Source organism: Pseudomonas sp. GW460-LB5, assembly GCF_059423245.1.
The window spans coordinates 42,776-57,112 of record NZ_JBWKXT010000020.1; the positions used below are offsets into that span (position 1 = coordinate 42,776).

Here is a 14,337-nt window from a genome sequence, read left to right on the forward strand (position 1 = left end):
AGATGGCTCAGTACAAGGGCGCATCCCGTCAGCATGAAGTCAGCACCAGCCGGCGGCGCAAAGACACGCGCCTGGCCGGGCAGCGCTTCAGCGATTTTTTCCAGTCTGCTGATGGCGCAGTGTTTGGCACCTTCGCGCTGCCGATCCTGGCGCTGGTTTCGATCAAGGTGCCCTTCTCGGGTGAGCTGCTGTTGCTGCTGGCCTGGGTGTTCAAGCGAAAGTTCGTCGATGTCGAAAACCGTGCCTTCGATTTCCCTTACCGGGTACCCAAGCTGGCGGATGTCAATGACGGCTCGTACAAGGGCAAAAAGAAAGGCGAGGGGGTTACCCTTTTCGGCAATGACCTGGAGACCCGGGAGCAGATCTACGCCGGCGACAGCGACCTGAGGACGCACCAGCTGGTGTTGGGCACCACGGGCTCCGGTAAGCCGCAGCCCAAGCATGCCAAGGTGCTGACGCCGGGCGGCTGGGTGGAAATGGGCCGCATCCGGGTCGGAGACAGCGTGTGCACGCCCGATGGCAAGCAGGCTGCGGTGCTGCGGGTGATCGAGCAGGGCGTTCAGCCGATCTGGACGATTGCCACCCGCGACGGCCGCAGGGCCCAGGCCACCGGTGACCACCTGTGGCGAGTGCTTACACGCGGCGAGGATGGTAGCGAAGCAGCGCACACCGTGACGACCGATGCCATCCGTGAGCTGATGGGGCGTGGCGTGGTGGTGATGCTGCCCAAGGTGCGCAAGAAGCGTGGGTCTGCCAAGTTCAATGGCTGGGCCGAGGTGTGGAAGGTAGACGCTGCCGGGCAGGCGCCCTGCCAGTGCATCGAGATCGATCACCCACACCACCTGTATATCACCGACGACAGCCTGGTCACCCATAACACCGAGCTGTTGCTCGGCATCGTGTTCAACGCCCTGGTGCAGAACACGGGTTTCATCTACGTCGACGGCAAGGGTGACCCCAAGCTGCAGAAGGAAATCTTCCGCCTGTCGCGCTACCTCGGCCGCGAAGATGACCTGTTGATCATCAACTTCATCACCTCTGGCCGCGACTTCGTCGAGAAGCAGGTCGACAAGGTGACCAACAACATGAACATGATGGGGAATACCTCGTCGGGCATGTTGATCGAGCTGATCGTGTCGCTGATGGATGACTCCGGTGGCGGCGGCGACATGTGGAAGGGGCGGGCGATCATGTTCGTGGCAGCCCTGACGCGGCCGCTGACCTATCTGCGGGACAAGGGTCACATCAACCTGTCCCCCGAGAAGTACCTGGAGTACTTCGAGCTGAACGTGATCGAAGAACTGGTGTGGGAGCACGGCGGCAAGTACGGCGAGATGTTCGATGTGATCGTGGCCCCGCTGCGCTCCTACCTGCTGACGCTGCCGGGTTACCAGAAGGCAAAGTTCAAGAAGCAGGAAACCAAGACCCTGGAGCAGCACGGCTACATCGTCATGCAGCTCGGGCGGATCTTCAACGACCTGACCTTCAACTACGGCCATATCTTCAAGACACGCGTCGGTGACGTGGACTTCTACGATGTGGTGATCAACCGCCGCTTGCTGGTGGTGCTGCTGCCGGCGCTGGAGCGTGCACCTGGCAGCATGCGCATGCTTGGCAAGATGATTGTAGGCAGCATCAAGCAGATGATGGCCGGCTGCCTGGGCAACCGGGTCGAAGGGGTGGTACGCGAAATCATCGACAGCCGGCCAACGGGCTCCAAGTTCCCGTTCTATACCATCCTCGACGAATACGGCTATTACGCCGTGGTCGGCTTCGCCGTGGCCCCGGCCCAGGCGCGTAGCCTGGGCTTCAGTGTCACCTTCGCGGCGCAGGACTTTTCCTCGCTGAAGAAATCCAGCGCCGAAGAAGCGGATGCCACCTGGGAAAACACCAACATCCGCGCCGTCGGCCGCCTGACCTCGGGCACCGAATCGGAAACCTGGCGGCGCGTGCAGGGCGCGGCGGCCGAGTCTTCGCAGGCCATGCTGGGTAATTTCGAACGTACTGCGGGCAACGAAAAGCTGCGCCAGTCGGACAACATCGGCATCGAGCAGCGCAGCCGGTTGAACTACGACGACGTTGCCATGCAGGAAAACGGCGAGTTCACCTTCCTGGTCGGCAAGAAATCGCAGAATGGCAAAACCGGCGGTGTGGCCCTTATCCGCGGCATGGGCTTCTACACAGCCGGCCCGGCACCGAAAGAAATGCGCATCAACGATTTCATCCCGGTCGAGCCGCCCGAGCCGTCAGACCTTCCGCAGAACAGGCAATCGCGCCAGGCATTTGTCGACAGCCTGAAAGATGGCTCGTTCGCCAGGCGGGTGCGGGCGGTGGTCAAGGGCGACCCTACCTTTGCCCGTATGCACAGTGCGTTCGAACACAACTACGCAGACCCCGACCGGCCACTGCTGGGTAGGCTGGATACTTCGTTCGCCGTGCTCGGGGGGTATTTGACCGGTGCGTTGAAAAAGCCGGCTCCGGCTGCGCCATCTCCGCAGCAGGTGCTGGAAACACCCGTTACGCCACCCGCTGCGCCCGTAGCGGCAGCCCAGGAGGATCCACTGAGCCCGGGGGCGATCGAGGCGAGCATTCTGGCGGTGGCGGACCTGATCGTCGGGAACACGGTGGCGCCAGAAGTGCCCGCTGTTGCGGCTGCGGACGAGCAGACGCTGGACGATGAATGGGCCCGTGAACTGGCAATCGTCATGCCCAAGCAAATGCTCGACATGCAAGTGATGGCTGCCGGTGAAGGGTTTGCATCGCTGTCGGACAAGTGGGCCGCCGAAGAACGCATCCGCGAAGCCTGCGATGCCATCGCTCGCGAAACGGCCTACTCCGTAGCGCCCGCGCCTGAGGCGCAGGATGTGGCGGGTATGCGTGAACGGTTGAATGAACTGCAGGCGCAATGCCGCGCGCTGATGAAGAACAAACCGCATGAGTAGGCATCGAGCCCCCCGTCCACTGGTCGGAAGCAGATTCTAATTGTTGTCATAAATTGACGACGATAGATATCTAACAGATAATCAGAAACTAGAATTTTTGCATGCCAGGGTGACGTGATGGGGTTGTTCGATTCAGGGAAGAAGGCAGCGAAGTTCGCGTTCATCACCATGCCCATGGCGGCCTTGGGCGTGAACCAGCTGCGCATGGGCAACCAGCACATCAAGTCGCTGTGGCGTTCCAATTTCAGCCCCACTTGCCCCGAGTGCGAGCGCGGGGTCCTGCTCAAGACCGAAGGCGATCATCAGGAGCTTGAGCAGAGCCCGAAAGGCAAGCTGCGTGTGCTGCACAGCTGGGGCTGCAACAACTGTGACTTCGCCTTGTTCGAAGAGGACAATGTCACAAAGGTCCGCGAGCATGCTGCGCGCTACCGCAATGAGCGCGTCAAGGCACAGCTGACGACCATCGAGCGCGACGAACTCGACCGTATCGCCCGCAACCACCGGCTGCATTCCAGGGCGTTTTTCATCGCCAGCCTTTTCGCCGTTGCCGGGTTCGTCTACATGCTGGCGACCGGCGCCGGCATCATGATCGCCCTGAACTGGTTGTCGATCGGCTTTGCGCTGTGGGTATTCGGCATGAAGAAGTCCTATCGCAGCTGGCAGGTCTCGACCGGGCAGCTGTTTGTCGAAGGCGCGTTCTGGTTCTGGTTCCAGCATCAGAAGTGGATTATCTGAACATGGCGCGCAACGGGCTCCAATGGGTAGTCGCCGTGCTGGCGCTGTGGTCTGCGCAAGTGCTGGCCGACGACTTCTATGCCGTGCGGCCTGCGGATATCGACTGCGTCGTGCAGGCCGCACAGCGCCAGGGTGTGCCGGCCAACGTGCTGCTGGCCATTTCCAGCAAGGAGAGCGGGAAGAACGGGCAAAGCGTGTCGAACAGCAACGGCACCTTCGACCTTGGCCACTTCCAGATCAATACCACCCACTGGGGGCCGAAAGGTGTATTTGCCTCGTACCCGGCCATTACCAAATCCGATGTCGCCTGGCGCGGTTGCTACAACGCAGAGCTGGCGGCCTGGCTGCTGCGCCAGAAGCTTGCCGAGAACAATGGTCAGGACTTCTGGACCCGTGCGGCCAACTACCACTCCCGCACCCGCAAATTCAACGACATCTACAAGAAAGACCTGATCCCGCTCGCGGTGAAATGGGGCAAATACCTTGAACGGCAGCGCCATGACCGGCTGGTGGTCAGCTACCAGTAACCAGGCCGCCGCAGGTTGCCCCTGCGCAGGGTCGATCAGAATGACAAACTTCAGGAGTTTTTAAATGAAAGGAATGCTCATGGGTGCACGCTGCTGCAAGGCCGGAGGCGTGCTGCTGGCATTGGTTGCGCTGGGGGGCTGTGCCAGTTCTGCCAAACCGACCACCGACGACACCGAGGCGTTTGCCAGCCGGATCATCGCCGACAAGGTATCGGTAGCGGTCAACTCTCAGCACAACTACGTGTCGCGCCTGAACGCTGACCGTGTGCAAGCCGCCTCTCGCCAGGCTGCGGTCGACACCGACCAGGTGGATATCGATTTCATCGGCAAGCCCCAGGAGCTGCTGCAGACCTTCGCCAGCCGCTACGGCTATGCCTACGTCGAGAGCGGCAAGCGTGTGGACCTCAAGCCCATCAACGTGTGGGTCCGCAAGGCTACCCCGATCAACGTGCTCAAGGATGTGGGCGCGCAGATCGACACCGGTGCCGATGTGGTGCTCGACAAGAGCACCAATACCCTGCGCCTGATCTACAAGCCGGTACCGTTGGCGCTGGGGAGGGGCTGAACATGGCGATGGACATGCCCCCGATGACCCTTGAGGACGCCGAGCGCCTCTATGACAAGCCTGCCTACGTTCAGCAGCAGGGCGACACCGGCGATGCCAAGTCCGCTGTCGAGGCCATGCGCGATGAGAAGAACCAGGCATCGGCAGCCCGTGGCGAAGCCATTCTCGATGCCGCGCTGCAGGTCGGTGTAAAGGCTGGCCTGGCCTGGCAGCTCACCAACATCAACAAGGCGCTGAAGGTGCGCGAGCGCGAGTTCGATACGGTCTATGACTTCAGCAGCCTGATGATCCAGGACCGCGTGGTGCCGCCGGTGATCACCGAGGCGCGCCACCTGTACAACCAGGACGGCGATTACACGCTGCGCCTGTCGGGGGCGGCCTACAAGATCGAATCGCAGGCGCGCTTTTCGTCCGTTCCGCCAAGCTGGCGCGAGTACCTGACCTTCCCGCTGCCCAGCTTCGACCGCACCTCGCTGGTTTCTGCGCTGGTGCCGCGTTCCGACGAGGAAGAGCGGGTATGGAAACTGGCTGTACGTGAAGGCTGGAAGCAAGGCGTCGAGCAGGCAAACCTGATGCTGACCTACGGCTTCGACCGGATGAACCGCGATATCGATGGCATGCGCCGTTTCAGTGAGTTTGCCCGCCACGGCCAGGTCACCCTGCCGATCATCTCCGGAGCGGCCATCCCTGTTACCAAGGAAGGGCGGTCGATGGCGGTGGACGAAACCCTGTTGCGCATCACGGCGCTGCCAGAATTCAACGACAACATGAATGTCTGGCGCAGCTCGATTGCCACCTCCACCACCGCCGATCCGGTGCGACGTGCTGCGCCAGCCCGTGCCGCAAACCCGGCACCGTCGCCGGCCGCCGCCCGTCAGCCTGCAGCGGCCGAGGCATTCGCGGCCCCCGGTGGCAGCCGCTTGCGCACGCAGCCCGCTGCCGGTGAAGGCGGGCCGCAATGAAGCAGGACTTCCACGATGACGTGATGATGCTGGAGCCGGGCGCACTGATCGAGCGCCTGGAGCGGCTGACCAGCTACGAAGACCCGTTTCGCTTCGACCGCGCCGACCAGTTCAAGGCGATGATGCTGGAAACCCTTACCCATGGCGTCAGCGATATCTTCATCCAGCCCGCATTGCCGGTGGTGGTGAAGAAGTACGGGCGGTTGTATGCGGTCACCCGCCGTACGCTCGATGTCGGGGAAGTCAACGAACTGTTGAAGATGGCGGCCAACCGGGACACCGCCACTACCGATATCGTGTCCGGGACGGCGGTCAACGAGCGGTACGAGTTGTTCGACCCGCAGCGCAAGGATGCGCGAGGCGCCCGCCTGCGTTATGCCTACCGGGTAAACGCCTCGCCTATTGCCTGCCATGGCGATACGTCGTGCCAGATTGTCATCCGGGCCATTCCCGATGACCCGCCCCGAATCCAGGACGTCGGTTTGAGCGAGGACATCGTCAGAATGGCCACGCCGCGTGATGGCATCGTCTATGTGGCCGGGGCCACGGGCCATGGCAAGACCACCACGTTTGCCGCCATCAACCGTTTCATTCTGGAAAACGACACGCCGATCAAGGGCAACCTGATCAGCCATGAAGAGCCGATCGAGTTCACCTACGACAAGATCCAGAGCAAGCATTCGATCTTCGTGCAGTCGCAAATTCCCACGCACTTCAAGGATTTCTACCGGGCCAACCGCGAGGCCATGCGGCGTGCCCCCGGCCTGTGTGTAATTGGCGAATTGCGAGACCAGGAAACCATTCGTGCGGCGGTCGAGCTGTCGCTGACTGGCCACCCGGTGTTCGGCACGGTCCACGCCAAGGACGTGGCGGCGATCATGCGCCGGATGATCTCCCGTTTCCCCGAACAGGAACGGGCGACGGCCATCTACGACCTGGTCGACACCAGCCGTTTCATGATGGCGCAAAAGCTGGTGCCAACGGTCGATGGCAAGCGCACGGCGGCGCGCTCTTGGCTGAAATTCACCGAGCAGGTGCGTGACACCTTGATGGACCTGACCGACATGGGGCGGGTTACCCAGCGTGTCGCCGAGTTCGTGCGCGATGAAGGGCATACGTTTGCTGCCGAGGCGGACCGCCTGCTGGCAGCGGGCGTGATCAACGAAGCGGCTGCCCGCGACTTGCGCCACGGCTGAGCCGGGGCGCTCTGGTAAAGGCTACCCAACAGAATTCAGGGGAAGAACATGGCAACAGGACGGTATCACTGGAGCAGAAGTGCTCCACCCGCACGTTTCTTCGTGATCAACGCAAGCGCTGCCTTGCCTTGGTTGCTGTTGTTGCTGGTGCCGGCGCTGTGGAAGTTTCTGCTGCCGCTGGCGTTGTGCATGACGCTCGGGCTGGTCTACATCGAAGTGGTCAAGAAAATGACCGTACGCGCTGTTTTTCGTCAGGCTGCGGTGTTCATGGTGGGGCGTGTGCGTACCACCCACAACATCCTCAAAGAGCTGGTCAGGTAGGGGCACGGCAGGCATGACCGGCGAAAATCTTTGTGGCGGCAGAAGGGGCGTTGAATGAAGCAGCAAGGCGGTGGGCAAAAAAGTTTCACGTGGGATGATCCCGCGATATTGATAGGGATCATCGTGGTGCTTTACCTGGGGGGGTGGGGTGCCTGGTACTTCGCCCACGAAAAGATTTCCGCCGCCTACACCTACATCCGCTACGTGGAACTCTGGTTGCCGAGCGTGCTTGGCGACTTTGCGGACATACCGGGTATTTCGTCGATCAACGAATGGGTCGGGCGCATGTGTGCGCCCGACGGCATTGTGGGCGCCTGCCAGCGTGACTTTTCAAACGTGGCGTGGGGCGAAATTACCACGTCCTCCCTGTTCATGAACGGGTTCTTGCTGGTACTCATGGTAGTGCTTTCGGTGCGCATGTTCCTGCGCATAAACAAGACCCACCCCAAGCTCAGGTTCACCCGGACACACAACATCAAGAGCTATGTGCAAGAGAACAAGGCGCAGTACCCGCACCTGCGGATGTTCGCCGAGCTCGACCTGATCGCCCAGCCACTGGACCACCCTGTATTCGGCATGTCGCAGACCTCCCGCCAGTTTGCCTACGAGCATCTGCTGATCAGTGGCTGGCAAGCGCAGTCGGACCGAAGCTGGGCGCCGACGCTCGACCGTGAGAAGGCCACCGAAGTGATGCGGCGTCAGTTGGGCCAGCACTGGACCCGGGTTGGCAGCTTGTCTGCGGCGGAAACCCTGCTGGTGGCAATTGCCTTGCCACGGGTGGTTGCCACAGACACGTCGCTCGATGACGAAGCCTTCAAGGCGGCGATGGCCGACAGCGACTACATGGTTGCGTGGTGTTGGGACCAGTTCAAGGCGCCTTCGGCGAAGGGGGGTAAAGGCGCTGGTGCCGCCGACCCTTATGCCTGGCTGAAGCCTGAAGTGCCACTGGAGGTGCCGCGGGCAATCATCCAGAAATACATAAAGCACCCTAACGCCAGTGCGATCCTGCATGCCCATGCGTTCGTCAGGACCATTATCTTCGCCATGTTCTTCCAGGCGCGGCGCCTGGGCGTGTTGCCTCCCGCCGAGATGCGCTGGCTGCGCTTTTTCGACAGGGACATGTGGTATGCCCTGCAGACGATCGGGCGCCAGGCCGGGTTCCCGGAGGCGCCGGGCATCCTGTCGCACTTCCTTTATGAGTGCAAGGCAGGTGCATCGCTGGCGGAGCCCCAGCTGGACAAGGCAGTCAATGGCCTTGAACAGGCCATGTCGGCGTACAAGTATACCGACGCCGACAAGAAGCGTTACGAGGCCGTCCAGGAAGAGAAGGAAGCCGCGGCACGGAAGGCGATGCACGATGAGAAAACGACATGAAGTGGCACTGCTGAGCCGGCATTTCGCTGTCAGAGGGTCATCATTCAATATGACCATTTTTTGTTTTTTAGTGCCTTTTTCTGCTTTTTTGTTAGAATGCGGTCGTATTGGATTATTAATAAGGACGTTGAGCCATGAAGGGTGTGTTTGCAAGACCTGTTGCCGTGCTTGCGGTGCTTGCGGCGGGGGTTTCAGTCGCCCATGCCGCCCCGGCTCAAACGGCGGACCTCTCTGCTTTCATCACCGCTCAAGCCGTTGCGCCGGCCACTCAGGCACAGCAGGAACTCGATGACCTGACCGCGCAACGGGTATCGCGCTATGGCCGCATCGTCAACGCCCGCCCGGTGGGCCTGGGCGGGTTGACTGCCTGGACGGTGGAAAAAAACGGCCATCAGGTGGTGTTGTTCAGCACCCCGGATTCTGCGGTGCTGTTCACCGGTGTGGCCTGGAATGCTGAATCGGGCGCCAACATCTCCGACGCCTTCCTGCCGGGCGCTGCGCAGGTCGCCAACCCTGCTCCTGCTCCTGCTCCTGCTCCTGCAGCCGTTGCTGTTGCACCTGCCGCGCCGATGATGTCGCCGGTTGTCGCACCGAACGTGCGTGAGGCCGCAGCGATGGATGGCAGTTTCAAAGGGGCTGTACCGGAGTCGATGAAGACGGTCGACTCCCTTGCCGGGGTGAAGGAAGGCAAGGGCGGTATTGGCGATACCGTCTACATCATCATCGACCCCCGCTGCCCATACTGCCGGGAGGCGTACAACCTGACACGGGCGTATGCGGCAAAGGGCCACTCGATCAAGTGGATCCCCTCAGCAGCGCTGGGCAACCCGGAAGATGGCGTGCCGCTTGCGGCCACTATCCTGCAGGCCAAGGACCAGAAAACGCTGGCGCGAGTGCTGGGCAAGCACGAGCAGATCCGCTCTGAGCCATCGCCGGAAACGGTCGAACAGTTGAGCACCAACCTGGCGTTCCTGTTTGCCGCGTTCGAAAACAACGGCAAGGAACAGGCGGGTGTCCCGGCTGCGTTCTTCATCGACCACCGCACAGGGAAGCCAAGGATGATGACGGGCCTTTCACAGGCCGTCGTACTTGAAGACATCTTTGGGAAACTTTAAGGAGCAACGTACATGAAATCCAAAGCGCCGAACTTCGAGTTCGATCCCGGCATCCGCATCTTCGGCTCGAGCGAGCACTTGCTGGTGGTGTTCGACAGCCAGAGCCCCCATGACGTGCTGCGGGCGCCCCGGACCGTGCGTATTCCCAAGGGGTTTCAGCAGTTGTCCCTGTTGGTTGCCGGTTTTGATACGGCTGAAGACGATGGTCATCAGCGCTTGCTGAAGGGCAGCGTCAGCCTGGCAATCGAGGATGCCACTGGCGCGCTGTCCAACCACGAGCTGGCCGCCCTGCAGCTGGTATTCCATGCCGAGGCAGATCGCAAGGGCGCGCTGACCCACATTGATCCGGCCCTGGTTGCCTACACCGTTCGCCAGGCCCTTGCGCAATGCTTGAACGAGGCCCTGAACGACTACTTCCAGCGCGATGAAGCTCAAAGGGTGGGTGGGCAGCTGCAGCCGGCGGCATTTAATGCTTCGCTTCCCGTGGCTGCGCCGCAACCGTCACGCAAGGCCCTGCGCGAACAGGCCGCCGATGATGCAGCTCGCCAGGCCCGATCGCGCCGGCGCAAGACTGCATTGGCCTGGGTTGTTCCGCCATTGGTAGTGGTTGCGGTAATGGCCACCATGTCTCATCTTGCTTCCTCCCCGTCGCCGATTGAAAATGCTGTCGCGCAGCAGATGGCGAATGACCCTGAGTCAATCAAGGCGCAGGTGGAGCTTACCAAGCAGACGCTTCAGTCCATGGGCCTTGACCCAGGTCAAGGCGGCGATCTCGGGTGCCTGGCACCGCAATGATTGCCGTTGCTTCCATCTTGAGGGATGGGTTATGCCTTTCGCTGGTTTGCGGGCGTGTGAAATGGCGTAATGCCTTTTCGCTTTGCCCGATTGTTGCCAAGCGGTGCCGAAGGTGGTTCTTTTCCAGGATTGGAGATTAAGAGCAGGCAAGGGCCGCGAAGCCTTCCGTGCTGTTCTGCTTGAGCAGGGTGTTGCTCTCCCTGCAGGCACTTTAAGACTATTTTGGATTGGAAAACCTTAGGTACGTATATGCGACCAGCGAATGAAGTGAAAGACGGGACCAAGTTGTTGTCGCTTGCCCAAGGCTTGCGGTCCCTGCTGGTCCCCTCGCCGGATGTACTGGCAGACACCGTCAAAGAGTTGCACCCGCTGGTCAACCTGTCCGACAAGGTGCTGCCGCTGAAATCGTATTTCAACATGGTCCAGGACATTCAGCGGACCAAGCACACCCATGCCGCCATGCGCGCAGCTGGCGAACCCCTGAGCCGCGAAGCCATTCAGCAAGGCGTGTCGCGCAAGCTCTGCACTGAAGACATTTTCATGGTTGCCTGCTCGTTCCTGGAAGTGGAAATAGCCAAGCAGGGCTCGGTCTACTACCTCAGTGGCGAGTCGCCCGATTTCAAGGAAACCAAGAAGAACCGAAACCCGCTGGACCTGTCCGATGAAGTCGTGCTGAAAAACCTTTCCAGCGGGCTGGCCCGGCCGGACACCGACCGCGGTGCCGTTGAGCGAGGTCAGATCGACAGTGGCTTCAATCACCTGGTGCGGCTCAACCAGTTGCACAACCTGATGCTGGAGTCGGTGCGGCTGATGAAGGCGGACGAGCGCCTGACCAAGGTCGATATCCGCAAGAAGTTCAACATTTCGCATACCGATTATGAGCGCATGATGTCGATGGCGCGCCGTTCTGGGCTGATCTCGTTCCGTAACCGGAAAAAAGATCCGTCCAATGCCTACACCTTGCGCAACGACAATCATGAGCGGGTGTCGGAACATGCCAAGAACTTTGGCCATACGCCGCAAAAGATGTTGAACAAGATTCTTGATGATTTCTTCGGGATGCTGGAAAAGCGCAAAAAGCACGAGGACTGATTTAATGGGAACCCAAGGCCATAAGGATGTCGGGCCGGCTATAAGCGCAGATGAGCGAGCCCGGATAGCGCGGGCCGCCAGGCAGGTGGTGGCGTACGCCAACTTTTTGCGCTGGACGGCGAACTTCAAACGGGACGAAGTGCTGCGCCATCCTGAGCACGACCGCGTGATGTTGCTCTCGCCCATGCAAAGTGGGCGATTCAGCTTTGCGCTGGAAGGGGACACCCTGTATGTGGGTGTGCAGCCCTTCGAGGCCGCCTGGGCCGGGTGCATGCCTTTCGAGGCTGCCTACGTATCCGACCGGCTGTATTTGTCGGTTGAGAGCGTCAACTTCATGGACACTCGCATGCCGCCGCTGGCGCTTGGCATTTTTGTCGACGATCAGGGCAAGCGCGAACTCATGGCTCAAGCCAGGTTCGTCCAGTTCGTGCGGGTGAGTGTGCATGAAGGCTATGTGGCTGAGGTCGGCGAGCCTTGTGGCGAGGCTTTTGCGATGCGGCCGGGCGATGTGGTGGGTCAGCTGCGCGAGACGCGAAAGGTGAAGGCACAGCAGCAAGACATGGGGCGGTTCTTCTGACGCGCTCAAGCAGATTTTTCAAGTAAGGACACGAGCATGACCAAGTGCAAACTCATCCTGCCCCTGCTGGCCGCTGCGGCGATGGCGGGTTGTGTAACCACCGAGCAGATGCCGGACGGGACCACCAAGATTCGTTTTTCGGACGAGGCTGTCAGTTCGCTCACCTCGATGATGCCTGGCAGCCTCGTTACCGGGATTGCAGGTGGCGCAGGTGGGGGAGGGATCAACCTTGTTCCGACAACAAGCCCGCTTGGCACGGGCGAGCAACTGTATCTCAACGGACAGTTTGAGCTGGAGTGTGCTTCTGCCCTGCTCTACAGCGCAAAGTCTGGGCGCCCCATGGACGCGCAGATCAGCAACAAGTGCCGCTCCAGCTACTTCTTGCGCCAGGAGCAGCTGAGGATGGCGGGCAGGCCCTATGATCGGGGGGCGCCAGCTTATGATCCTTCGAACCCGCCCAATGAGTACTGGGCCAAAGTGGTGGGCCGCACTGTCAGCCAGTTGGCGGCCGCTGACAAGTTCACCGCGCGGTTTGCCGGATACCCGCGTATCGAGAGCAGCGGCGGCATCACCATTGCCGTGCGCTTGCTGGGAGAGTCCCAGGGCGCCCACGTAGCGCTGGCAACCACGCCGGCACGTACGCCGGTTGTTCTGGATGATGCGCAGTTCGAACTGGGTATGCGCCAGCGTGCCTCTCAGGTCAGCAGCCAGGTGGTGGATGCGATAGCGTGCGATGCGGTGCTTGCCTACAGCAAGACAGTAGACAAAGGCCCCAGGCCATCACGTGTTTCTGCAAGCGCCTACACGCGGTATGAAGTGTTGTTCACGGTTGCATCCATGGGTTGCAAAGACAGCACTCGTCAGTTCAAGACCGCTTCGCGATAACCTGTGATGGGCCGACCTCACAGTCGGAAGCAGGCACAAAAAACCGGACGCAGGTCCGGTTTTTTTGTGCCTGCTTGTCAGGCTAGGGCTCTGCGTTCCAGGTGTCGTCCGCAGCTGCCGCTGACTCATCGATCCCCGTCCGTTGCGTATCGGCAGCATTCAGCCACTCCTGGCTGACGTCCGCCTGCTGAGCCACGCGTTCGTGGGCAAATTCACGAAGCAGGATGGAGTCCTCGATCGACGTCATGAGCGCCGGGGATGCCTGGCCATAATCGCCGAGCAGCGTCCGTGTGGCTTCAGGTGGCAGCTGGCTGATTGCGTTGCGCAGCTCACGGCCGTAGTCGGCCAGTACGGGCTGCTTGGCAATGACAGTCTCCGCCGCCTGGGAAGGGAACACGGAGGCGGTGAAGCTCTGAAATTCCTGCGGGGTCGGCATGGCTTGAATCCTTACATGCTGTAGTCGTTACTGCTTTCGCTGCGTGGTAGCGATGGGTTGGCGTAGCGGGCGAACGTCTTGTCCAGGTCGGCAGCCAGGTAGGCTTGTTCGCTTTCACGCACCATCCGCTTCATGCTGTCGGCGTCGGAGGAGGCCGCGATTACCTGATCGCGCACGGAGGCTAGCAAACCTTCCCTGTCTGCCCGTGAGCCGGGGGTATTGTCGATTGCTTCGAGTGCATCGAGCAGCGACTGGCGCAGCTCGGACTCGGCGCCACTCCTCCCGGACGGGCTGGCCATTTCCAGGGTCACGCTGCTGATCACGGCACGATGGATGGCTGTGAATGCGCTGGCTTCGGCTTCTCTGCTTTGCATTATCCGCTCGGAGCGCAGGGTGTGGGGAGGCGTGTTGCGCAAATATTCAGACGCTTGATCGGCCAGTGTGTCGATCGTCTGGCGGACTTTCTGGCCGTCAGGGCCTTCCCGCAGGGCGGCTTGCGCTACGTTGCCAAGGCTGATTGCCGGGTTGCCTGAGGCCTCGATGGCCTTTTGTCGCATTAGCCCGGCGCCGATCACGAATCGGCTCGCATCGCGTATTGATAGCTGCATCTATGTCCGTCGTTTTTTCACGGGGCTTGAACGTGCCCGAGTCAGTCGGCATTCAGCAACATCTGCTTCCCTGTGCGGCTCGCCGTACCCAGGCGCATAGGCTGATGCGGGCGGTCGAATGAGTCTGCGCTGACGTGCTGTGCCAGTCCACCGCGAACCCTGCGGTTCGCTTGCTTGAGTGACCATAGCATTTTTACTGTTATTTTT

General features: G+C 60.8%; 15 protein-coding genes. 13 read left to right on the top strand and 2 right to left on the bottom strand.

All coding sequences use genetic code 11. The features are described 5' to 3' along the window. Positions 1–2 precede the first annotated feature (2 nt). The 13 genes from AC07XM_RS14220 (at position 3) to AC07XM_RS14280 (ending at position 13,086) form a co-directional block, all read left to right on the top strand. Positions 3–2,942, top strand: coding sequence for a TraM recognition domain-containing protein (locus AC07XM_RS14220; RefSeq protein WP_102689281.1), 2,940 nt, complete (start codon positions 3–5; stop codon positions 2,940–2,942). 117 nt (positions 2,943–3,059) lie between these two features. Continuing rightward, on the top strand, positions 3,060–3,677 hold the full coding sequence (locus tag AC07XM_RS14225; protein WP_023047878.1) for a hypothetical protein: 618 nt from the start codon (positions 3,060–3,062) through the stop codon (positions 3,675–3,677). 2 nt (positions 3,678–3,679) lie between these two features. Beyond that, positions 3,680–4,204 (top strand): transglycosylase SLT domain-containing protein, encoded by a 525-nt coding sequence (locus AC07XM_RS14230; protein WP_016489296.1) that lies wholly within the window; start codon positions 3,680–3,682, stop codon positions 4,202–4,204. Between the two features lie 64 nt (positions 4,205–4,268). After that, complete coding sequence (locus AC07XM_RS14235) at positions 4,269–4,769, top strand: DotD/TraH family lipoprotein (RefSeq protein WP_231995295.1); 501 nt, start codon at positions 4,269–4,271, stop codon at positions 4,767–4,769. Positions 4,770–4,783: 14 nt separating this feature from the next. Next, positions 4,784–5,731 (top strand): type IV secretory system conjugative DNA transfer family protein, encoded by a 948-nt coding sequence (locus AC07XM_RS14240; protein WP_224372393.1) that lies wholly within the window; start codon positions 4,784–4,786, stop codon positions 5,729–5,731. Next, a complete protein-coding gene (locus tag AC07XM_RS14245) occupies positions 5,728–6,927 on the top strand; it encodes an ATPase, T2SS/T4P/T4SS family (protein ID WP_016489293.1) in 1,200 nt (399 codons plus the stop codon). The genes AC07XM_RS14240 and AC07XM_RS14245 overlap by 4 nt, the downstream gene beginning before the upstream one ends. A gap of 48 nt (positions 6,928–6,975) precedes the next feature. After that, the gene (locus AC07XM_RS14250; protein WP_172455929.1) at positions 6,976–7,248 is read left to right on the top strand and encodes a hypothetical protein; all 273 of its coding nucleotides are present in this window, start codon (positions 6,976–6,978) and stop codon (positions 7,246–7,248) included. A 54-nt stretch (positions 7,249–7,302) separates the two neighbouring features. Next, positions 7,303–8,622 carry a secretion/conjugation apparatus DotM-related subunit gene (locus AC07XM_RS14255; protein WP_102689279.1) on the top strand — a complete coding sequence of 440 codons (1,320 nt, stop codon included), beginning with the start codon at positions 7,303–7,305 and terminating at the stop codon, positions 8,620–8,622. A 134-nt stretch (positions 8,623–8,756) separates the two neighbouring features. Continuing rightward, positions 8,757–9,737 carry a thioredoxin domain-containing protein gene (locus tag AC07XM_RS14260; protein WP_102689278.1) on the top strand — a complete coding sequence of 327 codons (981 nt, stop codon included), beginning with the start codon at positions 8,757–8,759 and terminating at the stop codon, positions 9,735–9,737. A gap of 12 nt (positions 9,738–9,749) precedes the next feature. After that, on the top strand, positions 9,750–10,532 hold the full coding sequence (locus AC07XM_RS14265) for a hypothetical protein (protein ID WP_102689277.1): 783 nt from the start codon (positions 9,750–9,752) through the stop codon (positions 10,530–10,532). 249 nt (positions 10,533–10,781) lie between these two features. Then, a complete protein-coding gene (locus AC07XM_RS14270) occupies positions 10,782–11,624 on the top strand; it encodes a hypothetical protein (protein WP_016489288.1) in 843 nt (280 codons plus the stop codon). Positions 11,625–11,628: 4 nt separating this feature from the next. Continuing rightward, the gene (locus AC07XM_RS14275) at positions 11,629–12,201 is read left to right on the top strand and encodes a hypothetical protein (RefSeq protein ID WP_232894869.1); all 573 of its coding nucleotides are present in this window, start codon (positions 11,629–11,631) and stop codon (positions 12,199–12,201) included. Between the two features lie 36 nt (positions 12,202–12,237). Further along, positions 12,238–13,086: a hypothetical protein gene (locus AC07XM_RS14280; protein WP_102689276.1), complete on the top strand. Its 849-nt coding sequence runs from the start codon at positions 12,238–12,240 to the stop codon at positions 13,084–13,086. An 82-nt stretch (positions 13,087–13,168) separates the two neighbouring features. Here AC07XM_RS14280 and AC07XM_RS14285 read toward each other — a convergent pair whose 3' ends face one another. Together AC07XM_RS14285 and AC07XM_RS14290 are read right to left on the bottom strand one after the other, a co-directional pair. After that, positions 13,169–13,522 carry a hypothetical protein gene (locus tag AC07XM_RS14285; RefSeq protein ID WP_023049287.1) on the bottom strand — a complete coding sequence of 118 codons (354 nt, stop codon included), beginning with the start codon at positions 13,520–13,522 and terminating at the stop codon, positions 13,169–13,171. A gap of 11 nt (positions 13,523–13,533) precedes the next feature. Then, complete coding sequence (locus AC07XM_RS14290; RefSeq protein ID WP_016489284.1) at positions 13,534–14,079, bottom strand: hypothetical protein; 546 nt, start codon at positions 14,077–14,079, stop codon at positions 13,534–13,536. Between the last annotated feature and the right edge of the window lie 258 nt (positions 14,080–14,337).